General features: G+C 72.5%; 18 protein-coding genes and 1 pseudogene. 8 read left to right on the forward strand and 11 right to left on the reverse strand.

Going from position 1 to position 22,179, the window contains the following annotated elements:
- Nucleotides 1-13: 13 nt before the first annotated feature.
- The 4 genes from ACIGXP_RS27285 to ACIGXP_RS27300 all read left to right on the forward strand — a co-directional run bounded on the left by ACIGXP_RS27285 (nt 14) and on the right by ACIGXP_RS27300 (nt 2,828).
- On the forward strand, nt 14-1,648 hold the full coding sequence (locus tag ACIGXP_RS27285; RefSeq protein ID WP_399772543.1) for an FAD-dependent monooxygenase: 1,635 nt from the start codon (nt 14-16) through the stop codon (nt 1,646-1,648).
- Nucleotides 1,649-1,725: 77 nt separating this feature from the next.
- A complete protein-coding gene (locus ACIGXP_RS27290; protein WP_313960178.1) occupies nt 1,726-1,812 on the forward strand; it encodes a putative leader peptide in 87 nt (28 codons plus the stop codon).
- Between the two features lie 72 nt (nt 1,813-1,884).
- Nucleotides 1,885-2,418 carry a cysteine dioxygenase gene (locus tag ACIGXP_RS27295; protein WP_399772546.1) on the forward strand — a complete coding sequence of 178 codons (534 nt, stop codon included), beginning with the start codon at nt 1,885-1,887 and terminating at the stop codon, nt 2,416-2,418.
- On the forward strand, nt 2,415-2,828 hold the full coding sequence (locus ACIGXP_RS27300) for a rhodanese-like domain-containing protein (RefSeq protein WP_363217720.1): 414 nt from the start codon (nt 2,415-2,417) through the stop codon (nt 2,826-2,828). The genes ACIGXP_RS27295 and ACIGXP_RS27300 overlap by 4 nt, the downstream gene beginning before the upstream one ends.
- A 68-nt stretch (nt 2,829-2,896) precedes the next feature.
- Here ACIGXP_RS27300 and ACIGXP_RS27305 read toward each other — a convergent pair whose 3' ends face one another.
- The 5 genes from ACIGXP_RS27305 to ACIGXP_RS27325 all read right to left on the reverse strand — a co-directional run bounded on the left by ACIGXP_RS27305 (nt 2,897) and on the right by ACIGXP_RS27325 (nt 9,405).
- Nucleotides 2,897-5,425, reverse strand: a complete 2,529-nt coding sequence (locus ACIGXP_RS27305; protein WP_399772549.1) for an ABC transporter permease — start codon at nt 5,423-5,425, stop codon at nt 2,897-2,899.
- A 216-nt stretch (nt 5,426-5,641) separates the two neighbouring features.
- The gene (recX, locus tag ACIGXP_RS27310; protein WP_399772552.1) at nt 5,642-6,490 is read right to left on the reverse strand and encodes a recombination regulator RecX; all 849 of its coding nucleotides are present in this window, start codon (nt 6,488-6,490) and stop codon (nt 5,642-5,644) included.
- A gap of 3 nt (nt 6,491-6,493) precedes the next feature.
- A complete protein-coding gene (gene recA, locus ACIGXP_RS27315; protein WP_363217717.1) occupies nt 6,494-7,621 on the reverse strand; it encodes a recombinase RecA in 1,128 nt (375 codons plus the stop codon).
- Nucleotides 7,622-7,851: 230 nt separating this feature from the next.
- Nucleotides 7,852-9,096, reverse strand: a complete 1,245-nt coding sequence (locus ACIGXP_RS27320; protein ID WP_399772555.1) for an AI-2E family transporter — start codon at nt 9,094-9,096, stop codon at nt 7,852-7,854.
- A 114-nt stretch (nt 9,097-9,210) separates the two neighbouring features.
- Entirely contained in the window at nt 9,211-9,405 is a 195-nt protein-coding gene (locus ACIGXP_RS27325) for a DUF3046 domain-containing protein (RefSeq protein ID WP_399772557.1), read from the reverse strand.
- Nucleotides 9,406-9,485: 80 nt separating this feature from the next.
- On the opposite strand from ACIGXP_RS27325, the gene ACIGXP_RS27330 reads away from it, so the two are divergent.
- The gene (locus ACIGXP_RS27330) at nt 9,486-10,430 is read left to right on the forward strand and encodes a hypothetical protein (RefSeq protein WP_399772560.1); all 945 of its coding nucleotides are present in this window, start codon (nt 9,486-9,488) and stop codon (nt 10,428-10,430) included.
- A gap of 30 nt (nt 10,431-10,460) precedes the next feature.
- Here the strand turns inward: ACIGXP_RS27330 and ACIGXP_RS27335 are convergent.
- Nucleotides 10,461-10,748 (reverse strand): annotated as a pseudogene (locus ACIGXP_RS27335) (AraC family transcriptional regulator); the annotation flags it as partial.
- Between the two features lie 336 nt (nt 10,749-11,084).
- Here ACIGXP_RS27335 and ACIGXP_RS27340 point away from each other — a divergent pair.
- From ACIGXP_RS27340 to ACIGXP_RS27350, 3 genes are all read left to right on the forward strand, one after another.
- The gene (locus ACIGXP_RS27340; RefSeq protein ID WP_399772563.1) at nt 11,085-16,082 is read left to right on the forward strand and encodes an ATP-dependent helicase; all 4,998 of its coding nucleotides are present in this window, start codon (nt 11,085-11,087) and stop codon (nt 16,080-16,082) included.
- A gap of 50 nt (nt 16,083-16,132) precedes the next feature.
- Nucleotides 16,133-16,978, forward strand: coding sequence for a DNA-formamidopyrimidine glycosylase family protein (locus ACIGXP_RS27345; RefSeq protein WP_363217711.1), 846 nt, complete (start codon nt 16,133-16,135; stop codon nt 16,976-16,978).
- A gap of 123 nt (nt 16,979-17,101) precedes the next feature.
- Nucleotides 17,102-17,866: an SDR family NAD(P)-dependent oxidoreductase gene (locus tag ACIGXP_RS27350; RefSeq protein ID WP_399772567.1), complete on the forward strand. Its 765-nt coding sequence runs from the start codon at nt 17,102-17,104 to the stop codon at nt 17,864-17,866.
- 350 nt (nt 17,867-18,216) lie between these two features.
- Here the strand turns inward: ACIGXP_RS27350 and ACIGXP_RS27355 are convergent, their stop codons facing one another.
- From ACIGXP_RS27355 to rimO, 5 genes are all read right to left on the reverse strand, one after another.
- On the reverse strand, nt 18,217-18,687 hold the full coding sequence (locus ACIGXP_RS27355; protein WP_399772586.1) for a Dps family protein: 471 nt from the start codon (nt 18,685-18,687) through the stop codon (nt 18,217-18,219).
- Nucleotides 18,688-18,880: 193 nt separating this feature from the next.
- Complete coding sequence (locus tag ACIGXP_RS27360; RefSeq protein WP_014675397.1) at nt 18,881-19,255, reverse strand: helix-turn-helix domain-containing protein; 375 nt, start codon at nt 19,253-19,255, stop codon at nt 18,881-18,883.
- A gap of 109 nt (nt 19,256-19,364) precedes the next feature.
- On the reverse strand, nt 19,365-19,910 hold the full coding sequence (locus ACIGXP_RS27365) for a CinA family protein (protein WP_363217707.1): 546 nt from the start codon (nt 19,908-19,910) through the stop codon (nt 19,365-19,367).
- Nucleotides 19,907-20,665 carry a CDP-diacylglycerol--glycerol-3-phosphate 3-phosphatidyltransferase gene (gene pgsA, locus ACIGXP_RS27370; RefSeq protein ID WP_363217706.1) on the reverse strand — a complete coding sequence of 253 codons (759 nt, stop codon included), beginning with the start codon at nt 20,663-20,665 and terminating at the stop codon, nt 19,907-19,909. Before pgsA ends, ACIGXP_RS27365 begins: the two co-directional genes overlap by 4 nt.
- Nucleotides 20,662-22,134 (reverse strand): 30S ribosomal protein S12 methylthiotransferase RimO, encoded by a 1,473-nt coding sequence (rimO, locus tag ACIGXP_RS27375; protein WP_363217705.1) that lies wholly within the window; start codon nt 22,132-22,134, stop codon nt 20,662-20,664. Before rimO ends, pgsA begins: the two co-directional genes overlap by 4 nt.
- Nucleotides 22,135-22,179: the final 45 nt, after the last annotated feature.

Consider the following 22,179-nt stretch of genomic DNA (forward strand, 5'->3'; position numbering starts at 1 on the left):
GGGGCGCCGCGTCATGGACCCGGTGATCATCGTCGGAGCGGGGCCCGTCGGGCTCACGCTCGCCCTGGCGCTGGCCCGCCAGGCGGTGCCGTCCGTCGTCCTGGACGAGGGCCCCGGCAAGGACGAACCCCGCCCGGCGCGCACGGTCGTCCTGCGCGAGGACACGGCCGCCCTGCTGGAACGGTTGACCGGGGTGGCGCTCGGTGCGCACGGCGTGCGCTGGGCCGGATGGCGGTCCCTGCGGCGCAAGCAGGTGATGAGCGAGATCGCCTTCGGTGAGGCGGACCCCGCCGCTCCGCTGCACATCGCCCAGCATGTGATCACGGGCGTCCTGCGCACGGCCGTCGCCGACGAGCCGCTGGTGAAGACCGCCGTGGACAGCCGCCTGGACGCGATCGAGCAGGACCGTTCCGGCGTCACCGCGCACACCCGCGGCCCCCGGGGCACCTGGTGGCGCGGCAGTTACCTGGTCGGCTGCGACGGACCCCGTTCCACCGTGCGCAAACTCCAGGACATCCGCTTTCCGGGCCGTACGGCGGTGGAGCGGCACGCGGTCGCCGCACTGCGGGTGGAACTTCCGTGGGAGGGCCGGGCGTTCCTCCATCGGATGCCGCCGTGGCGGCAGTCCGGGCCCTCGGCCGGGGAGGTGACCGCCCGCCCCCTCCCGGACGGCGTGTGGCGCCTGGACTGGCTGCTGCCGCCGGGCAAGGACCTGGTCACGCCCGAGATCCTGGTGGCCCGGATCCGCGAGACCCTCGCGGGCTGGACGGACGGCTCCGCACCGGCGTACGAGCTGCTCGACACCGGTGTCCACACGGTGCACCACCGGCTGGCCCGCCGCTGGCGCGCCGGCCGGGTCCTGCTCGCCGGGGACGCGGCCCATCTGCTGGGCGCGCTCGGCACCCAGGGGCTCGACGAGGGCCTCCGGGACGTCGACAACCTCGCCTGGAAGCTGGGCGTGGTCTGGCACCGCGGCCCGCACGAGGCGCTGCTGGACACCTACCAGGCCGAGCGGCGCGCGCTGGTCGCCGCCCGGCTGCGCGCCGCCGACCAGCTGCTGCCGGTGTTGCGCGGCGGCGGCGGACTGCGTCAGATCGTTCCCGGCACCGCCCGGAACCACGACGTACTGCTCACCGACGGCCACCTGGGGCGCGGGCCGCTCGGTGCGCCGGGGGCGTACGCCGACTCACCGCTGGCGCCCCGGCATCTGGAGGCGGAGATCCCGGTCGACACCCCGCCCGGCGCGCAGGTCACCGACGTACGGGTCACCGCGGAGGACGGTTCCTTCGTACAGCTGCGCGACCGGCTCGGTCGCGGCTCCCTGCTGGTCGTCCTGATCGCGCCGGGTACAGGCGTGTGGGACCGCAAGCACTGGGTCTCCGCCGGGGTGATGCCCCGGCTCGCCGCCGCCGTGACCGCGCTGCCGCACCCCGCCGAGCTGCTGGTAGCCGAGAGTTACCCGGGCGCGCCGGCGCACAGCGTGCTGCTCGTGCGCCCCGACGGCCACCTGGTCACCGCGCTGAGCGGGGTCCGCCCGGCCGACCTGTACGCGGCGGCGGAGGCGACGCTGGGCGGCGCGGTGAAGGAGAGCGAGAAGCAGAACGAGAAGGAGGAGGCGACGGCGGAGGCCGGCTCCGGCGTGCGCTGACCGTGTGCCCCGTCACCCTCCGTCCACCTGGTGACAGTGAGTTGACCGAAGTGCACCGACATGCTGTACTCCGGACCATGACCGACACCTGCGTGCGCCTGTGGCGGAGGGTCCATATGGACCTCGTCCGCTATGCGGGCTGCGTGTGTCGCCCGTCCTGCTGAATTCGCCTCCCCTTCTTTCCGGGCGCCGTCGTGCGCCCGTTCCGCGAACGCTCTTCAGGACGGTGTGTGTACGTGTCTGTGCCCTCTCCTTCCGTCTCGCCTGCCGTCGGCTCGGCGCCCACGCAGGCGGACCTCCTCGACTTCGTGCGGCGTACGGCCGCCGACACCGAGCTGATCGCCTCCCTTCCGCTCGACCCGGAGGGCCGCACCTGGGTGCGGCTGGAGGGGCCGGGCGGCAGCGAGGCCTGGCTGATCGGCTGGCCGCCCGGCACCGGCACCGGCTGGCACGACCACGCCGACTCGGTCGGCGCGTTCCTCACGGCCTCCGGCGAGCTCAGGGAGAACTCGCTCGCCGCCCGGCTGCCGACCGACGGCTGGAAGACCCTGGAACTCGCCGAGGACGTGGACCGCGGACGCCGGCTGCCGGCCGGTCAGGGCCGCGCCTTCGGCCGTCACCATGTCCACGAGGTCCTCAACGAGTCCCGCGACCGACACGCGATCTCCGTCCACGCCTACTACCCGCCGCTGCCACGCATCCGCCGCTACAGTCGCACCGGCCAGGTTCTGCGCCTGGAGCAGGTCGAACGCCCGGAGGACTGGCAGTGAGCGGGAGCATCGGCCAAGCGCCGGTCGGCATCGACGAGTTGCTGGAGCGGGTGCGCGCGGGCTACCGGCGCATCGAGGCACATGAGGCGCACGAGGCGGCGCGGACGGGCGAGGCGCTCCTCGTCGACATCCGGTACGCGGCCCTGCGCGAGCGGGACGGGCTGATTCCCGAAGCGCTCGTCATCGAACGCAACGAGCTGGAGTGGCGCCTCGATCCGCAGGGCAGCCACCGCGTCCCCGAGGCCACCGGCCACGATCTGCGCGTCGTGGTGATCTGCAACGAGGGCTACGCCTCCAGCCTCGCCGCCGCCTCCCTCCACCAGCTGGGCCTGCACCGGGCAACGGACCTGGTGGGCGGCTTCCAGGCATGGCGGGCGGAGGGACTCCCGGTGGAGCCGGCGAGCCCCTGACGCGAGCGGAGGGACTCCCGGTGGACCCGGTGAGTCCCTGACGCGGGCGGCTCCGGGTGGCCCGGCGCCTACTCCTTGGCCGTGGCCACCGTCACCGCGCGCACCCGCAGCGCCGCCCGCCCCGGAAGCGCACTGGCCACGAGCGCGAGGAGGCCGGCGATCCCGACGACGGCGACGTAGAACAGGGGCGTGACCGTCGGCGCCGCCCGGCCTGTCATCCCGACGCTGAATGCGGTGAGCACGGCGAGGGCGATCCCGCTGCCGAGCGCGGTGGCGAGGAACAGAACGGACAGCACCTCGGTGCGCAGCATCCGGAGCACCTGACGGCGGGTCGCACCGGCGAGGCGGAGCAGGGCGAACTCCCGGACACGCTCCGCCACGGACATGGCGAGGGTGTTGACGACGGCGATGGCGGTGAAGGCCAGCACCAGCCCCATGGCGAGATAGTTGACCTCGGCGTTCGTCCGCTGTCGATCGGCCTGCAGGGCGTCGGCCTCGACCGGCGAAAGAATTCGCAGCCCCGGGAACTCACGGAGAGTAGTCGCGAGTTGTGTCTGTGTACGGGTCGTGCCGACAAGGACGGAGGAGGCGAGCGGGTTGTCGACGTGGCGGGCGACGAGGTCGTGGGAGAAGGTGAAGTCCCCGAAGCCGAGACCGCGGGCATAGACGGCGGCGACGGTGAGCGTGGCGGGAGTGCCGTCGCCGAGGGTGAGTTTCAGGGTGCTGCCGGGCTTCACATGGTGCTGGTCCGCGGCCAGTCGGCTGACGGCGACCGTGCCGGGGCCGAGCCGGGCGAGGGAGCCGGCGGTGACCTGAGGGTCCCAGGTGCGGTCCAGGCCTGCCGGGGTGACGCCTTGCGCGGGGTACTTGTCGAGGCCGACGCGGACGGTTGTACGGACGATCTCGGTGACGGTGTCGTGCCCTGCGCGCAGCCGCTGTGCGGCTTCAGCGGGGACGCCCGGTCCCTGCGCGGCGACGACCCAATCGGCTCGGATGCCGTCCCGGGCCTGGCTGCGGGCGGCTTCGCCCAGCGTCGACTGGACGAACAGCACGGTGCAGGTCATTCCGATGAGCAGGGTGAGAGGGGTGACGACGGAGGCCATACGGGCGGCGTTGCCGCGCAGGTTGGCGGTGGCGAGGCGGCCGCCGTGGCCGGTGAGCCGGAGCGGGCCGGTGAGCAGCAGCGCGGCAGCCCTGACCAGCAGCGGACCGAGCAGGGCGACGGAGGTGGACAGGACGACGACGGCGAGGAAGGTCACGGGCGTCGAGGCGGGCTCGGTGCGCAGGGAGGTGAGGACGACGACGAGGACGACTCCACCGGTGAGAAGCAGCAGTCCGGCGGTGATCCGACCCCAGGCGGGACGGGTCCGCTCGGTCCTGGCCTCGGCCAGAGCCTCGGTCGGGCGGATCCGGGCGATCCTGCGGGAGGCGATCCTGGCCGCTGCCCAGGCGCCGAGCAGGGTGGCGGCGAGGGCGGCGAGCGGCGGGAAGACACTGACGGTGTGTTCGAGCGTGTCGGGTACGGCGCCCAGGGCGACGAACCTGGAGTGCAGCCAGCCCCCCAGCGGCAGCCCGAGCAGCGCGCCCACGGTGCCCGCCGCCGCGCCGACGATCAGCGCCTCCCGGCCGAGCAGCCGGCGGATCTGTCCGGATGTGGCGGCGATGGCACGGAGCAGGGCGAGTTCGCGGTGGCGCTGCTGCACGGTGAGCGCGAAGGTGCCGACGACCACGAGCACCGCCACCAGCAGCGAGGTTCCGCCCATGGCACCGCCCATGCTGACCAGCCGGGTGCGGGCGGCAGCCGCGTCCAGGAACTCGACGGGCCCGCGGGCGGTGCCGGTGCTGACCTGGGCGGTGGTGCCGTGCAGAGCCTGCCCGACGGCGTTCCGTACCCGCTCGGGGTCCGTCCCCTTGTCCGGCAGCACGCCGAACGCGCTGACCTGCCCGGGGTGCGCGGCCAGCCGGCGGGCCTCGGCAGCGGAGAAGAACAGGGACGTCTGGTGGCGTACGACGGTGGCCGGGGCGGCGATACCGGTGATGCGGTAACCACGCGGGGCCCGCGTGGACTGCACGGTGAGCCGGTCCCCCGGCCGCAGCCCGGAGCGTGCCGCGAGGTCGCTGTCGATGACCAGGTCGTCGTCGGATCCGGGCGCGCTGCCGGCGGTCAGCCGGTACGGCGTCAACGCGGCGGATTCCCAGGCGTGCCCGTAGGCGGTACGACCGCCGGTGCCTGCCGGGGTCAACGGCTGGGCGAGAAAGGTGAGTTCAGGCACCACCCGGGCCACGCCGGGAACATGGGGGAGTCTGGTGCGCAGTCCCTCCGGAAGCCAGGCGCGCTCGGCGATGGGCTTCGCCTTGTGCTTGACCTTCGTCTTGCCCTTTTTGTGCTTGACGGTGGTCTGGTGGACGTACTGGTCGCCGGAGACCACGACAGGAGCGGCGGCGTAGCGCTCGGTGCGGATGGTGCCGCGCAGGCCGGTGTCGAGGAGGGTGCCGCAGGCGGTGATCAGAGCGGCCGCGCACATCAGCGCGAGGAAAGCGCCGAGAAATCCCGCCTTTCGGGCGCGGACTGTCCGGAGGGCGTATCGCAGCATCATCGGGCGGACTCTCTTCTGTTGTACGCGTCGGCCGGGGTCATACGCGGCCGGCCTCGGCAAAGGTGCCTGCCGTGGTCCGGAGCGTGCGTACAGGTTCGTCCGTGCGTGCCCGGGAGAGCACTGCGGTGGCCCGGCGTCTTCGACGGGGGTTACCCCCACCGCGGGCCTTGAGGGCCCGGAGAGACCCGCGTTCCGGAGCCCGCCCGCCCCGAGGACTCAGTAGTCCCCTTCTCCGAGGTACTCCGTGTCCTCGCCCTCTTCCTCCAGGGCCTGGCGGACGAGGCGGAGGGCCATGCCCTCGGGATACCCCTTGCGGGCGAGCATGCCGGCGAGGCGGCGGATCCGCTTGTCCCGGTCGAGGCCCCGGGTCGCGCGCAGTTTGCGGGCCACCAGCTCGCGGGCCGTCGCCTCCTCCTGCTCGGAGTCGAGCTGGGAGACGGCCTCGTCGATCAGTGCCGAGTCGACTCCCTTGGTGCGCAGTTCCTGGGCGAGCGCCCGGCGCGCGAGTCCCCGGCCATGGTGCCGGGACTCCACCCAGGCGTCCGCGAACGCGCTGTCGTCGATCAGACCGACCTCCTCGAACCGCGACAGCACCTCCTCGGCCACGTCCTCGGGGATCTCCCGCTTGCGCAGGGCGTCCGCGAGCTGCTTGCGGGTGCGCGGGGTCCCGGTGAGCAGGCGCAGGCAGATCGCCCGTGCCCGCTCAGCCGGGTCCCCAGAAGACTCCCCCCGCTCGGCCCTCGACGAGGAAGGGGCGCCTTCGTCCTCACCGGGTGCGTCCCCGAAGCCGCGCCGCCGCCGGCCACGCCCCCGGCCGCCGCGCGGGCCGCCGCCACTGCCGGGCGAGCCGTCCCCGTACGGCCCGCCGCCCGGGTCGCCCAGGCGGGCGCGGCCGTCATCGCCGTGTCCCGCCGCTCCGCGGTACTCGTGGTGCCCGTCGTCACCGTCGTCCCGGTATCCGTCGTCACCGCCCGGTGTGGAGTCCGGGTGGCCCCCGGTGCCCCTCCCCCGTGGGGCGCCGGGGGTGAGGTGCTCGTACTCGGCCCAGTCGGTTCGTCGTGTCACGGGTCAGCTCTTGGCTGCGGCGGCCTTGGGCTTGGTGGCCTTGGCGGCTGCCGGGGCGGGCGCGGCCTTGGCGTCGTCGCCGGCCGTGGTGGTGACCGCCGCGTCCGCGCCCGGTTCGGCTGCGGGCTCCTCCGGCCGGACACCGACGCCCAGCTTCTCCTTGATCTTCTTCTCGATCTCGTTGGCCAGGTCGGGGTTGTCCTTGAGGAAGTTGCGGGCGTTCTCCTTGCCCTGGCCGAGCTGGTCGCCCTCGTAGGTGTACCAGGCGCCGGCCTTGCGGACGAAGCCGTGCTCCACGCCCATGTCGATCAGACCGCCCTCGCGGCTGATGCCCTGGCCGTAGAGGATGTCGAACTCGGCCTGCTTGAAGGGCGGGGCGACCTTGTTCTTGACGACCTTGCAGCGGGTGCGGTTGCCGACCGCCTCCGTGCCGTCCTTCAGCGTCTCGATGCGGCGGATGTCGATGCGCACCGAGGCGTAGAACTTCAGCGCGCGGCCACCCGTCGTGGTCTCCGGGGAGCCGAACATCACGCCGATCTTCTCGCGGAGCTGGTTGATGAAGATCGCGGTGGTCTTGGACTGGTTGAGCGCGCTGGTGATCTTCCGCAGGGCCTGGCTCATCAGACGGGCCTGCAGACCGACGTGGCTGTCGCCCATCTCGCCCTCGATCTCCGCGCGTGGGACGAGCGCGGCGACGGAGTCGATGACGATGAGGTCGAGCGCGCCGGAGCGGACGAGCATGTCCACGATCTCCAGCGCCTGCTCGCCGTTGTCCGGCTGGGAGAGGATCAGGTTGTCGATGTCGACGCCGAGCTTGCGCGCGTACTCGGGGTCGAGGGCGTGTTCGGCGTCCACGAAGGCGACCTGGCCGCCGGCCTTCTGCGCGTTCGCCACCGCGTGCAGGGTCAGGGTCGTCTTACCGGAGGACTCCGGTCCGTAGATCTCCACGACACGGCCGCGCGGCAGGCCGCCGACGCCGAGGGCGACGTCCAGTGCGGTCGACCCGGTCGGGATGACCTCGATGGGCTCCTTCGACCGCTCGCCCATGCGCATGACCGCGCCCTTGCCGAATTGCCGTTCAATCTGTGCGAGCGCGGCGTCGAGCGCCTTCTCGCGGTCGGTTCCTGCCATGGGTTCCACCCGGTTTGCTTGAGTCGATCGCTTCACGTCAAAGACGCTAACGCCTGCCACTGACAATGCGCCCCGACGCAGGCCCAGCCTGTGGATAACCGAGGGACTTCCCCCCGCAAAACGGGACGAAGTCCACTGCCGAAAGCCTTGCCTGAGCCTCCATAGGAATGGATGTTCGATTTTTCTGTCAAGCGAACCAGGCGGCGCCGGCGCTCCGAGGCTCGCCGGCCCTACGACTCCTCCGCCTCCGGCCGCCGGGCCCGCAGCCGGCGCATGCGTGCCGGGATTCCGGGACCACCCGGCCCCCGGCCGCGGTGCCCGTGCACCCTGGGATCGTCCGTGACGGCGTACCGCTTCACATACGCTCCGAGGAAGGCCTGGAGGGTGGCGACCGCCGGGATGGCGATCAGCGCACCGACGGCACCCAGCAGCGCGGTGCCCGCGATGACGGAACCGAAGGCGACCGCCGGGTGGATGTCGACCGTCCTGGCCGTCAGCTTGGGCTGGAGCATGTAGTTCTCCAGTTGTTGGTAGACCACTACGAACGCCAGCACCCACACCGCGTACCAGGGCTCGACGGTGAACGCGATCAGCATCGGCAGCGCCCCCGCGAGGTAGGTGCCGATGGTGGGGATGAACTGCGAGACCAGACCCACCCAGACACCGAGCACGGGCGCGTAGGGCACGCCCAGGGCCTGGAGCAGGATGTAGTGGGCGATGCCGGAGATGAGCGCCATCAGACCGCGCGAGTAGAGATAGCCGCCCGTCTTGTCGACGGCGATCTCCCAGGCGCGCAGCACTTCGGTCTGGCGGGCGGGCGGCAGGACGGAGCACAGCGCGCGGCGCAGCCGGGGACCGTCGGCGGCGAAGTAGAACGAGAACAGCCCCACCGTCAGCAGCTGGAACAGTCCGCCGAGCACCTGCGCGGAAACGTCCAGGACACCGGCGGCACTGGTCTGCGCGTACTTGCGCAGCCAGTCGGAGTGGAGCAGGCCCTCCTGGACGTCCACACGCCGCAGCTCCATGTGGAAGGTCTCATTGATCCAGTTGATGAGCGAGTCGAGGTAGTCGGGGAAGCCCTCGACCATCTTGATGATCTGGCCGGCCAGCATGGAACCGAGCAATGTGACGAACCCGGCGGCGGCGATCGCCAACCCGAGGAAGACCAGGAAGGTGGCGAGCCCCCGGCGCATGCCGCGGGCGGCCATCCGGCTCACCGCCGGCTCTATCGCGAGCGCCAGGAAGAACGCGATCAATATATTGATCAACAGACTGGTCAACTGGTGGAAGGCCCAGCTGCCGAGCTGGAACGCGGCGATCAACGCGAGCGCGAGCACCATGGCACGCGGCAGCCAGCGCGGCATGCGGCCGCCCGGAGCGACGGCGCCGGGAGCCGGGGGCGGGTCGGGCGGTGTCGTACCGGTCGGTGCCGCTTGCCGGGGAAGCGGCTCGTGGGTCTCGTCAGTGGGTGCCACGCGCCAAGTCTCGCCCACACCGCCGACAACCGGCGCCCACCTGCGATCTTTGTGACCGATCGGTGCCGTGGGGCCGACCGTGCTCAGGGACGACCGAGGCGTTTTGGGCAGCGGTCAGCGCCGCTCGCCGGGCACGTCCATGACCGTGCAGACCACGCGCCACACGTCCTTCGCGTCCCAGCCGGCGTCCAGTGCCTCGTTCACTGTGCGTTGACCCAGCTCCGACATGACGTGATCGCGCGCGAAGGTTTCGGCGTACCCCGAACCGAAGTGTTCCGCCATCCGCTGCCAGAAGACCGTCAACCGCATGACTCCAGTATCCCGCCCCTGGGTGTGGGCCCCGGCCCGGAGCGCTTGCCGAGACCGCTTTCCGTCCTACGGTCTGACGCATGGCCGAAACCGGAGCTTCCCCGCTCCCCTCCCCGACCCCGGCGCGCTCCCCGCTCTTCCGCGCCGAGCAGTTCGTGTGGCTCACCGCGCGCGTGCTGGAACAGCGCCTCTTCGCGTACCACTTCCTGCACGGCACCCCGGACGCGGTGGAGGCGGCGCTGGACGCCTACCGCAACGAGGACGGCGGATACGGGCACGCGCTGGAGCCCGATCTGCGCGGTCCCGTGAGCCAGCCCCTGCACACCGCGCACGCGCTGCGCGTCCTGGACGCCGTCGGGCGCTGCGGCGGGCAGCGGATCGAGCGCGTGTGCCGCTATCTGACCTCGGTCTCCACAGCGGACGGCGCCCTGCCGGCGATCCGTCCCAGCCAGCGCGGGTATCCGACGGCACCGTTCGTCCCGGTCGTCGACGATCCTCCCAGCGAGCTGCTCGCCACCGGGCCGGTGGTCGGGCTGCTGCACCGCAATGAGGTGTGGCACGCCTGGTTGTTCCGGGCCACGGACTTCTGCTGGCAGGCAGTGGAGTCCCTGGACAAGTCCCACCCGTACGAGGTGGAGGCCGCCGTGGCGTTCCTGGACTCCGCTCCGGACCGCTCGCGCGCGGAGGCCGCCGCGGACCGGCTCGGCCGCATGGTGCGGGAGCAACGGCTTGCGGCACTCGACCCGGACCGGCTCGACGCGTATCCGGTCGCGTCCGGCTACGCCCCCGGCGAGCACCACTTCCCGCACGACTTCGCCAGGAGTCCGGAGTCGCTTGCGCGCGCGTGGTTCACGGACGAGGAGATGGCACGGTCCCTTGATCACCTGGCCGCCGAGCAGCAGGACGACGGCGGCTGGCCGATCCGGTGGCGCCAGTGGGCGCCGGCCCCCGCGCTGGAGGCACGCGCCATGGTCACCATCGGGGCGCTGTGCACGCTGCGGGCATACGGCCGTTTCGTGGGCTGAGCCGGCGCCCTGGGGCGCGACTCATGCGGGCGGCAGCATGCCATGGGCGTCAGGGAACGCCCGCAGTGGCGGGAACGGCTGGTGCCGAGGTCGGGTGGCCGGCCGTTCCGGGCCGGCGGCTCGGCCGTCCGCTCGTTCAGCACGGCACGCGCGTGCCGCGATACCGGCCGCGGCCGTGCGCACCAGCCGCTGGGGCGACGGGCCGCCGTTCGGTCGCAGCAGCCGGGTCACGACGCCCCGCAGCAGGGTGTCGGGGGCCGCCGCGCTGCCCTCGTCGGCGGCGCGGAGCACCTGGTGGACCGCGCGGGCGTATGGCGGAGGAACGGCCTTGTGGACCTACCGGGCCCCAGCGGGTCCCCACCCGGCGGGCCCGTCGCACCGCCGGTGCCGCGCACCACGCTCCCTGGCCGGTCCCGCTCCTTCCCCGGTGGTCCCTGCCGCCGGTCCCGCTCCTCCCCTCGGCCGATCCCCGCTCCTCCTCCCCCGGCCGGTCTCCGCTCCTCCCCCCGCCGTTCCGTTCGTCGGCCCGCCCCCTTCGACCCGCCATACGCCCGCTCTCGGCCCCACCACCCGCGACCGGCCCCCGCGCACTCCGGCCGCACGGCGTTTGCCCAGGTCAGCTCGATTGTCAGTGGCCGGGTGCAGGATGGACGCATGGTCAGCTCCGCACACCGAGCCCTCGACGGCTTCTCCCCCGCGACCCGCGGCTGGTTCACGGGGGCGTTCTCCGCGCCCACCGCGGCCCAGGCCGGGGCGTGGCAGGCCATCGGTGCGGGTGCGGACGTGCTGGTGGTGGCCCCGACCGGATCGGGCAAGACGCTGGCCGCGTTCCTCGCCGCCCTTGATCAGCTGGCCTCGACCCCGCCTCCGGCCGACCCGAAGAAGCGCTGCCGGGTTCTCTATGTCTCTCCGCTGAAGGCCCTCGCGGTCGACGTCGAGCGGAATCTGCGCAGCCCGCTCACCGGCATCCGGCAGGAGTCCGTGCGCCTGGGCCTGCCCGAGCCCGAGGTCAGGGTCGGCATCCGCTCCGGTGACACACCGGCGGCCGAGCGGCGGGCCCTGTCCACCCGCCCGCCGGACATCCTGATCACCACCCCCGAGTCGCTGTTCCTGATGCTGACCTCGGCCACGCGCGACGCGCTGACGGGCGTGGAGACGGTGATCCTCGACGAGGTGCACGCGGTCGCGGGCACCAAGCGCGGTGCCCATCTCGCGCTCTCCCTGGAGCGGCTGGACGAACTGCTGCCGAAGCCGGCCCGGCGGATCGGCCTGTCGGCGACCGTCCGCCCGGTGGACGAGGTGGCCCGGTATCTCTCGCCCCGCCGCAAGGTGGAGATCGTCCAGCCGGAGTCCGGCAAGGAGTTCGACCTGTCCGTGGTCGTCCCGGTCGAGGACATGGGCGAGCTGGGCGGTTCCCCGGCGGCCGACGCGGGCGAGGGCGCCGAGCGGCCGTCGATCTGGCCGCATGTGGAGGAGCGGATCGCCGACCTGGTCCAGTCCCATCGCTCCACGATCGTGTTCGCCAACTCCCGTCGCCTCGCCGAGCGGCTGTGCAACCGGCTGAACGAGATCGCCTACGAGCGGGCGACCGGCGAGACGTTGGACGAGCACCACTCCCCGGCCCAGCTGATGGGCGGTTCGGGCGCGGCCCAGGGCGCGCCGCCGGTGATCGCCCGCGCGCACCACGGTTCGGTCTCCAAGGAGCAGCGCGCCCTGGTCGAGGAGGATCTGAAGGCGGGCCGGCTGCCCGCCGTGGTCGCCACGTCCAGTCTGGAGCTGGGCATCGACATGGGCGCCGTCGACCTGGTCGTGCAGGTCGAGTCCCCGCCCTCGGTAGCCTCCGGGCTCCAGCGGGTCGGCCGCGCGGGACACCAGGTCGGCGCCGTCTCCACCGGTGTCGTCTTCCCCAAGTACCGCGGTGATCTGGTCCAGGCGGCCGTGGTCACCGAGCGGATGCGCTCGGGCTCGATCGAGTCCCTGAAGGTGCCCGCGAACCCGCTGGACGTGCTCGCACAGCAACTGGTCGCCATGACGGCACTGGACACCTGGCAGTTCGACGACCTGCTCGCCGTGGTCCGCCGTGCGGCCCCCTTCGCGTCGCTGCCCGAGTCGGCGTTCACGGCGGTCCTCGACATGCTCGCCGGCCGCTACCCGTCCGACGCCTTCGCGGAACTGCGCCCGCGCGTGGTGTGGGACCGTGTGACCGGCGAGATCACCGGCCGCCCCGGCGCCCAGCGGCTCGCCGTCACCTCGGGCGGCACCATCCCCGACCGCGGCCTGTTCGGGGTCTTCCTCGCCGGTTCGGACCCCAAGAAGGGCGGCGGCCGGGTCGGCGAGCTCGACGAGGAGATGGTCTACGAGTCCCGGGTCGGTGACGTCTTCACGCTCGGCACGAGTTCCTGGCGCATCGAGGACATCACCCGCGACCGGGTCCTGGTCTCCCCGGCTCCCGGTGTGCCGGGGCGGCTCCCCTTCTGGAAGGGGGACCAGCTGGGCCGCCCGCTCGAACTGGGCCGTGCGGTGGGCGCGTTCCTGCGCGAGGTCGGCTCGCTCCGCAAGGACGACGCCCGGCTGCGCCTGCTGGCGGCGGGCCTCGACGCGTGGGCGGCGGACAACGTGCTGTCGTACCTGGACGAGCAGCGCGAGGCCTGCGGTCATGTCCCGGACGACCGCACGATCGTCGTGGAGCGCTTCCGTGACGAGCTGGGCGACTGGCGGGTCGTCGTCCACTCCCCCTTCGGCGCCCAGGTGCACGCCCCCTGGGCCCTCGCTCTCGGCGCCCGCCTGTCCGAGCGGTACGGCATGGACGCGCAGGTCATGCATGCCGACGACGGCATCGTGCTGCGCCTGCCGGATGCCGACCTGATGGGCCTGGACCTGCTCGACCAGGAGCCGCTGAGGGCCGGCACGGAGTACGACAGCGAGCAGGCGCCCGTCGGCGCGGCGGACGTCGCCTTCGACAAGGGCGAGGTCGACCAGATCGTCACCGACCAGGTCGGCGGCTCCGCCCTGTTCGCCTCCCGGTTCCGCGAGTGCGCCGCACGCGCGCTGCTGCTGCCGCGCCGCAACCCCGGCAAGCGCACCCCGCTGTGGCAGCAGCGCCAGCGCGCGGCCCAACTGCTCCAGGTGGCGAGCGAATTCGGCTCGTTCCCGATCGTCCTGGAAGCGGTCCGCGAATGTCTCCAGGACGTCTTCGACGTCCCCGGGCTCGCCGAGCTGATGGGCGACATCGAGGCCCGCAAGGTGCGCCTGGTCGAGGTCACCACCCCCGAGCCGTCCCCGTTCGCCCGCTCGCTCCTGTTCGGGTACGTCGCCCAGTTCCTGTACGAGGGCGACTCCCCGCTGGCCGAGCGCCGCGCCGCCGCGCTCTCCCTGGACTCCCGGCTGCTGGCCGAGCTGCTGGGCCAGGCAGAACTGCGTGAGCTGCTGGACGCCGAGGTACTGACCGAGCTGGAGCGCGAGCTGCAGTGGCTCACCGAGGACCGCCGGGTCAAGGACGTGGAGGGCGTGGCCGATGTGCTGCGGCTGCTCGGTCCGCTGACCGACGCCGAGCTGATCGCCCGCGGCGCGGATCCGCAGTGGGCGCGCGAGCTGGCCGGCGCGCGCCGGGCCATCAAGGTCCGGATCGCCGGCGCCGACCACTGGGCGGCGGTCGAGGACGCGGGCCGGCTGCGCGACGCGCTCGGCACGGCACTGCCGGTCGGCGTGCCCGAGGCCTTCACCGAGCCGGTCAAGGACCCGCTCGGCGATCTCCTGGCCCGCTATGCCCGCACGCACGGCCCGTTCACGTCCGCCACTGCGGCGGCACGCTTCGGCCTCGGTGTGGCGGTCACCGAGGGCGCCCTGCAACGGCTCGCCGGCAACGGCCGGGTGGTGCAGGGCGAGTTCCACCCGGCGGGCATCGGTCAGGAGTGGTGCGACGCGGCCGTACTGCGCCGCCTGCGCCGCCGCTCCCTGGCGGCCCTGCGCCACGAACTGGAGCCCGTGCCACCGGCCGCGTTCGCCCAGTTCCTGCCGCAGTGGCAGCACATCGGGACGGGCCATGGTCTGCGTGGCATCGACGGACTGGTGCGCGCCGTCGAGCAGTTGCAGGGCGCCTCCGTGCCCGCCTCCGCCCTGGAGAAGCTCGTTCTGCCCTCCCGTGTGGCGAACTACGCGCCCTCGATGCTCGACGAGCTGACCGCCGCCGGCGAGGTGGTGTGGGCCGGCGCGGGCGCACTGCCCGGCAAGGACGGCTGGGTCTCGCTCTATCTGGCGGACGCCGCCCCCGTGCTGCTCCCGCCGCCGCACCCCCTGGAGCTGACCGCGCTCCACCAGTCCGTGCTGGACGCGCTCTCCGGCGGCTACGGTCTGTTCTTCCGCCAGATCGCCGACCAGGTCCGTGCCACCACCCACCCCGACGTCACCGACCCCCAACTGGCCGACGCCCTGTGGGACCTGGCCTGGTCGGGCCGGCTCACCAACGACACCCTGGCGCCGATGCGCTCCCTGCTGGGTTCGGGCCGTACGGCGGGGTCGACCGCCCACCGCGCCAAGCGCGCCGTGCCACGCGGGCGCTACGGCTCCCTGACGGCTGCCGCGCGCACCGCGTCCCGTACGGGCCCGCCGACGGTCGCCGGCCGCTGGTCCCTGCTTCCGGCGGCCGAACCGGATGCCACCGTGCGCGCCCACGCGCTGGCCCGCACCCTCCTGGACCGGCACGGCGTGGTCACCCGAGGGGCGGTCGCCGCGGAGGGGATCGAGGGCGGGTTCTCGGCGGTGTACCGCGTGCTGTCCGCCTTCGAGGAGAGCGGCCAGGCGCGGCGCGGTTACGTGGTCGAGGGCCTGGGCGCGGCCCAGTTCGCCATGGACGGCGCGGTGGACCGGCTCCGCGCGGTGTCCAACGCCCGAGAACGCGGTGAGAGCCTGACCGCCGCTGCCCCCGGGAACGGCTACCCGCACCCCTCGGGCGCCTTTGCCGCACCGGCGTTCCCGGACGACTTCGGCGGCGGCGACGGCGCACCCCATGAACACCTCTTCCCCGGCGCCTCGGGCGGGTCGGACGGCGGCTTCGCGCATCCCGGCCTCGACGGCGACTTCACCTGGCCACCGGTGGATCCCGCGCCCGCCCCGGGCGACTACGTCTCCCCCCGCGACCTCGCCGACCCCTTCGGTTCCCCCGGCTACGGCGGCCCCCGCGGAGGCGGAGCCGGCGCCGGCTCCTACGGCTCGCCGGCGTACCGGGCGTACGGCAGTGGTCATACGGGCACGTCCTCGCCCGACCCTCGTGCCGTGATCCTCGCCGCGGCCGACCCCGCCAACGCCTACGGCGCCGCCCTGTCCTGGCCCGAGCCTCCGACCGGTGCCGGACACAAACCGGGCCGTAAGGCGGGCTCGCTCGTCGTCCTGGTCGAGGGGGAGCTGACCGTGTACATGGAGCGCGGCGGCAAGACGCTGCTGGCCTGGCCCGCGGGCCCGGACATCGCGCCTCCGGACGATCCCCGCCTGCGTTCGGCCGCGGATGCGCTGGCCGCGGCGGCACGCGCGGGCTCTCTCGGCACGGTCACGGTCGAGCGGATCAACGGCGCCCAGGCCCTGACCTCGCCGATAGGCACCCTTCTGGAGGCAGCGGGCTTCGTGGCCACACCGCGCGGACTGCGCCTGAGGGCGTGACCGGCCACAGCGCACCCGCAGCCGGAGACACACCGTGGCACCCTTGACCCATGCCCGAAGGTGACACGGTCTGGCAGGCCGCGAGGCGGCTGCACGAGGCCCTCGCGGGCAAGGCGCTGACCCGCAGCGACTTCCGGGTGCCGAAGTACGCGACGGTGGACCTCACCGGCCGTCGGGTGCTCAGCACGATCCCGCGCGGCAAACACCTGCTCACCCGGTTCGAGGGCGGGCTGACCCTGCACACCCATCTGCGGATGGAGGGGACCTGGAAGGTGTACGGCGCGGACGAGCGCTGGCGGGGCGGCCCGGCGCACCAGATCCGTGCGGTCCTCGGCACCGTCGACCGTACGGCCGTGGGCTACCGCCTCCAGGTGCTGGAGCTGCTGCGCACGGACGAGGAGGAGCGGGTGGTCGGTCACCTGGGCCCCGACCTGCTCGGCCCGGACTGGGACCCCGAGCGCGCGCTGGCCAACCTCCTCGCCGACCCTGCCCGTCCGCTCGGCGAGGCCCTGCTCGACCAGCGCAATCTCGCCGGCATCGGCAACGTGTACAAGAGCGAGCTGTGCTTCCTGCTGGGCGTCACCCCGTGGCTCCCGGCCGGCGCGCTGCCCCCGGACCGCGCCGAGAAGCTGCCCGCGCTCGCCAAGCGACTCCTGGAGGCGAACCGCGACCGCCCGGTCCGGCAGACCACGGGCTTGCACCGGTACGACCTGTTCGTCTACGGCCGCGCGCCCCGCCCCTGTCTGCGCTGCCACACGCCGGTCCGCGTGGCCGACCAGGGCGACGGCAGCCAGGAACGCCCCACCTACTGGTGCCCCACCTGTCAGACGGGCCCCGCCCCCGCCCCCGGCGCACCGCAGCGCTGGCGAGACCGGTACCCCCGTCGCACCGCCTGACGACGCGTCCGCCCCGTCACGCACCCGGTGTCCACCACGCCGGCGGCAGCCGAACCAGTCACCGGGTCCGGCCGATGCACCAAGTAATTGACGACCCGTCAGAAATGCTCGTACGGTCCTTCCATGCCCCTCACCCCGTACGACCTCACCGGCCGCACCGCCTTCGTCACCGGAGCCGGCGGCGGGATCGGCCGGGCCTCCGCCGTCCTGCTCGCCGAGGCGGGCGCGGCGGTGCACTGCGCCGACCGGGACGCGGACGGTCTGCACGGCACGGCGGAGCTGATCGAGAAGCGCGGCGGCACGGCCCGTACCCATGTCCTGGACGTCACCGACCGGGCGGCGCTGGCCGAGGCGGTCCGCTCCTGCGAGCGTCTGGACGTGATGGCGGCGATCGCCGGGATCATGCACAGCAGCCCCGTGCTGGAGACCCGCGACGAGGATCTCGACCGCGTACTGAACGTCAACTTCAAAGGCGTGCTGTACGCCTGCCAGGAGGCGGCCCGTCTGATGCTGGCCCGTGCCATGCGGGGCAGCATCGTCACCATGGCGTCCGGGGCGGTCGACACCGGCGGCCCCGGACTGCTCTGCTACGGCGCGGCGAAGGCGGCCGTGGTCCAGCTGACCAAGACGCTGGCCGGCGAGGTCGGACGGCACGGCATCCGGGTCAACGCGATCGCGCCGGGCTGGATCCGCACCCTGATGACCGACCGGCACGACCGCGAGGCGCAGGTGCACACCGAGGGCGTGATGGCCCGGATGTCACCGCTGGGCCGGGTCGGTGAGCCGGAGGACGTCGCTCACGCGGTGCTGTATCTGGCGTCGGACGCGTCGGCGTTCACGACCGGTCAGATACTTCGCCCGAACGGGGGTGTGGCGATGCCCTGGTAGTGCCGCCCGCACGCCAGGCGGCCACCCAGCGCCCCACCGGTAGCAGACCGGTCGCCTGCCCCTCCGGCACACAGTGCACCGGCAGCAGGCTCAGCCCCCATCCGCCGGCCACGACGGCGCCTTCCACAATGCCCGCGCCGTGCCCCAGGGCGATCCTCAGCACCGCCCACCACCACACGGCCCCCAGAGCCGGGAGGGCCACCCAGCGCACTATCCGTCCCACCATGCCCGCCACCACCTCCCGCCGGACGCTAGACGGCCGCACCGGCCACGCGGGAGGCGCACCGAGGGCTCACGGATGCAGCAGCGAAAGCAGCCCGTCCGGGAGCGCCCGATCCCGGCCGAACCGCTTACGCGTTCTCCGCCTGGAACATCCAGTGGTGCTTCTCCAGATCAGCGGTGATCTGGATGAAGATGTCCTGGGACACCGGATCCGGCTCCCCCGTCGCGCCCACGCGCTCCCGCATCCGGGTGATCACGGCACCCAGGGCGTCCACCATGGTCCCGACGGCGTCCGTGTCCTTGATCCACCCCGCCGGGCTGGTCTTGATGCCGCTGCCGGAGGAGACCGTGACGGCGCGCCCGTCGGGCGGCACGCCGAGGGCCGAGGCCCGCTCGGCCACGGTGTCGGAGTGGGTGCGGGCCGAGGCGACGACCTCGTCGAGCTGGAGGTGGATGGAGCGGAAGCGGGGCCCGACGACGTTCCAATGGATCTGCTTGGCGACCAGCGACAGATCCACCAGGTCGACCAGAGCGCCCTGCAGCGCCTCGGCCACGGTCTTCAGGTCCGCGTCGGCCAACGGGCTCTTCACGACGTACATCCGCTTCCTCCGGTGCTTCTGCCCCGTCACGTCCCTCCACCATGACGGCACCGACCGAGCCCGGCAAACGGGAGCAAAAGTGACGCAAATCGCATTCGTGACCGGTAAAACGAAAGCCCCGGCGGCGCTCCCGGGTTCGTCCCGAGAAGCCCGGCCGGGGCCTCACACGTTCGCTAGACCGCGCACGCGTACGTCACGCGGCGACCACGTCCACCGCCTCCGCGGGCGCCTTGATGGTCACCCGTTCCGGTGGCACACCGGTCACCGACACCGAACCCAGCATCGGACGGACCGGCGTGGGCACGGGCTCGGTGGCCCGGGCGGACTGGGCCAGTTCGGCGAGCGCCAGCTCGTCGCTCACTTCCCGCATGAGTTCCGACATCCGTACGTCCAGCGCGTCGCAGATGGCGGCGAGCAGCTCGGAGGAAGCCTCCTTCTGCCCCCGCTCCACCTCGGAGAGATAGCCGAGTGAGACTCGGGCGGACGAGGAGACTTCGCGCAGAGTACGGCCCTGGCGTTGGCGCTGCCGACGCAGCACGTCACCCAGCAGGCGACGGAGCAGAATCATCGGTGGCTCCCTCCTCGGACCGCGTAGCCGCATCCTTCTCGCCCCACCGTACCGCCTTGCGCCGCGGCCGTGCGGGGAGCGATGTCGTGTTCACTCAGGGCTGCAAACATCAAAACCCCCCGTTCCGTTCCGTATCCTGTGCCCGCTCATTCCCGGTCTGTTCGCCCGCAAGCTCCTTCAGAAGCAGTGCGAGTACGCTCCGTACACTCTCCATACGAATTTCCGCACGGCTGCCGTTCAACCGCAGGGCCTCCACTTTTCCGCCACCGGCGGAACCGAGGCGGTCCGTGAGCGGTCCGTCGACGGCCACGAAGACCGTGCCGACCGGCTTGCCGTCCTGTGGGTCGGGGCCGGCGACTCCGGTGGTGGCGACGCCCCAGTCGGCGCCCAGCGCCTTCCGTGCTCCGGCTGCCATCTGGCCTGCGACCTGCGGATCGACCGCTCCTCGCTGGGCCAGCAGGGTGGCGTCGACACCCAGCAGCTCATGCTTCAGCTCGGTGGCGTACGCGGTGACCGAGCCCCGGAACACCTTGGACGCTCCGGGCACTGCTGTGATCTCCGCCGCCACCAGGCCACCGGTGAGCGACTCGGCGACGGCAAGGGTCTCGCCCCTCACGGTCAGTAGTCGCACCAGTTCGGTGGCCGGTGAGCTCACGCTTCCTTCTCCTCCAACGCTGCCGCACGCTCGGCGATTCCCCTTCGGCGCAGCACAATGGCTTGTCTTACGTAGTCGAGGCCGGTGACGACGGTGAGGACGACTGCTGCGGCCATCACCCAGAACCTCAGAGTGGCCAGCCAGCCCGTCAGCGCCAGGACGTACATCCCGACGGCCACCCCCTGGGTGAGGGTCTTGAGCTTGCCCCCACGACTGGCCGGGATCACTCCGTAGCGAATGACCAGAAAACGCAGCAGCGTGATACCGAGTTCCCGGCCGAGGATGACGCCCGTCACCCACCACGGCAGGTCGCCCAGGCCTGACAGACAGATGAGCGCCGCCCCCATGATGGCCTTGTCGGCGATGGGGTCGGCGATCTTCCCGAAGTCGGTGACCAGGTTGTACGTGCGCGCCAGATGCCCGTCGAACAGGTCGGTGATCATGGCGACGGCGAAGGCCGCCCAGGCCAGCGAGCGCCAGGCCGGGTCGTAGCCGCCGTTCGCCAGCATCAGCGCCACGAAACCGGGGACGAGGACCAGCCGGAGCATGGTCAGCAGATTGGCGACGTTCCAGACGCTGGCCTGGTTGACGGCCGCAGCCGCGATCTTCCCGCCGCGCGGTGCCCTGCCGCCGCCCTCGGGACCTGAGGCAGAACCGGAGACCTCGGAGGCAGCGCCGTCTGCAGCGGCGGCGGGCCCCCGGGCGCCGTGCGCGCCGGAGGAGCCGCCCGCGGCGGATGCCGGGACTCCGGTCATCTGCCCGCCTCCTCACGACACGCGAGCGAGCCGGTCAGCGGCTCGGCCACCAGGTCGACACCTTCCGTACCGACCACCTTTGCCTCGACCATACGTCCGACGGTCAGGCCTTCGCCGCTCGTGAGGAGCACCTGGCCGTCGGTCTCGGGCGCCTGGTGTGCGGCGCGGCCGTACACGCCCTCTTCCTCGTCGACGGACTCGACCAGGACGCGAACCGTGTCGCCGACGCGCTCCTCGGCGCGCTGCGAGACGAGTTCCTCGGCCAGCCGGGACACTCGCGCAAGGCGCTGGGCGACGACGTCCTCGTCGAGCTTGTCGTCGTACGTCGCCGCCTCCGTGCCCTCCTCGTCGGAGTAGCCGAAGACACCGATGGCGTCCAGGCGGGCGCCGTTCAGGAAGCGCTCCAGCTCGGCCAGGTCCGCCTCGCTCTCGCCGGGGAAGCCGACGATGAAGTTGGAGCGCACGCCGGCCTCGGGGGCCTTGGAGCGGATCGTGTCGAGCAGTTCCAGGAAGCGGTCGGTGTCGCCGAAGCGGCGCATGGCGCGCAGCACGTCGGGCGCGGAGTGCTGGAAGGACAGGTCGAAGTACGGGGCGACCTTCGGGGTGGAGGTCAGTACGTCGATCAGGCCGGGGCGCATCTCGGCCGGCTGCAGGTAGCTCACCCGCACCCGCTCGATGCCGTCGACCTCGGCCAGCTCCGGCAGCAGGGACTCCAGCAGGCGGATGTCGCCCAGGTCCTTGCCGTAGGACGTGTTGTTCTCGGAGACGAGCATGATCTCCTTCACACCCTGCTCGGCCAGCCAGCGGGTCTCGTTCAGCACATCGCTGGGGCGGCGGGAGATGAAGGAGCCGCGGAAGGACGGGATGGCGCAGAAGGAGCAGCGCCGGTCGCAGCCCGACGCGAGCTTGACCGAGGCGACCGGGGAGCCGTCCAGGCGGCGGCGCAGGGGCGCGCGCGGACCGGAGGCGGGCGCGACGCCCTCCGGGAGGTCGGCCGGGGCGTGGCCGGGCAGCGCGACGGAGGCGGCCGATTCCTGACGCTCGGCCGGGCTGATCGGGAGCAGCTTGCGGCGGTCGCGCGGGGTGTGGGAGGCGTGGATGCCGCCGGACAGGATGGTCTGCAGGCGGTCGGAGATGTCCGCGTAGTCGTCGAAGCCCAGCACGCCGTCGGCCTCGGGCAGCGCCTCGGCCAGCTCCTTGCCGTACCGCTCGGCCATGCAGCCCACCGCCACGACGGCCTGGGTTCTGCCGTGATCCTTGAGGTCGTTGGCCTCGAGGAGGGCGTCGACGGAGTCCTTCTTCGCGGCCTCGACGAAGCCACAGGTGTTGACCACGGCGACGTCGGCGTCCGCGGCGTCCTCCACGAGCTGCCAGCCGTCCGCCTCCAAACGGCCTGCGAGCTCCTCGGAGTCCACCTCGTTACGGGCGCAGCCGAGAGTGACAAGGGCGACGGTACGGCGTTCAGGCATGGGCTCAAGACTACTTCGTCTCACCGACAGCCCACGTCGACGGGG

This window comes from Streptomyces sp. NPDC053069 (assembly GCF_044546895.1).
Classification (GTDB): Bacteria; Actinomycetota; Actinomycetes; order Streptomycetales; family Streptomycetaceae; genus Streptomyces.

Coding starts and splice junctions, on each gene's coding strand:
- recA (WP_363217717.1), bottom strand. CDS start 7,621: ATGGCAGGAACCGACCGCGAGAAGGCGCTCGACGCCGCGCTCGCACAG.
- ACIGXP_RS27340 (WP_399772563.1), top strand. CDS start 11,085: ATGGTCAGCTCCGCACACCGAGCCCTCGACGGCTTCTCCCCCGCGACC.
- rimO (WP_363217705.1), bottom strand. CDS start 22,134: ATGCCTGAACGCCGTACCGTCGCCCTTGTCACTCTCGGCTGCGCCCGT.
- ACIGXP_RS27345 (WP_363217711.1), top strand. CDS start 16,133: ATGCCCGAAGGTGACACGGTCTGGCAGGCCGCGAGGCGGCTGCACGAG.
- ACIGXP_RS27350 (WP_399772567.1), top strand. CDS start 17,102: ATGCCCCTCACCCCGTACGACCTCACCGGCCGCACCGCCTTCGTCACC.
- ACIGXP_RS27305 (WP_399772549.1), bottom strand. CDS start 5,425: ATGATGCTGCGATACGCCCTCCGGACAGTCCGCGCCCGAAAGGCGGGA.
- ACIGXP_RS27330 (WP_399772560.1), top strand. CDS start 9,486: ATGGCCGAAACCGGAGCTTCCCCGCTCCCCTCCCCGACCCCGGCGCGC.
- ACIGXP_RS27355 (WP_399772586.1), bottom strand. CDS start 18,687: ATGTACGTCGTGAAGAGCCCGTTGGCCGACGCGGACCTGAAGACCGTG.
- pgsA (WP_363217706.1), bottom strand. CDS start 20,665: ATGACCGGAGTCCCGGCATCCGCCGCGGGCGGCTCCTCCGGCGCGCAC.
- ACIGXP_RS27360 (WP_014675397.1), bottom strand. CDS start 19,255: ATGATTCTGCTCCGTCGCCTGCTGGGTGACGTGCTGCGTCGGCAGCGC.
- ACIGXP_RS27290 (WP_313960178.1), top strand. CDS start 1,726: ATGACCGACACCTGCGTGCGCCTGTGGCGGAGGGTCCATATGGACCTC.
- ACIGXP_RS27285 (WP_399772543.1), top strand. CDS start 14: ATGGACCCGGTGATCATCGTCGGAGCGGGGCCCGTCGGGCTCACGCTC.
- ACIGXP_RS27325 (WP_399772557.1), bottom strand. CDS start 9,405: ATGCGGTTGACGGTCTTCTGGCAGCGGATGGCGGAACACTTCGGTTCG.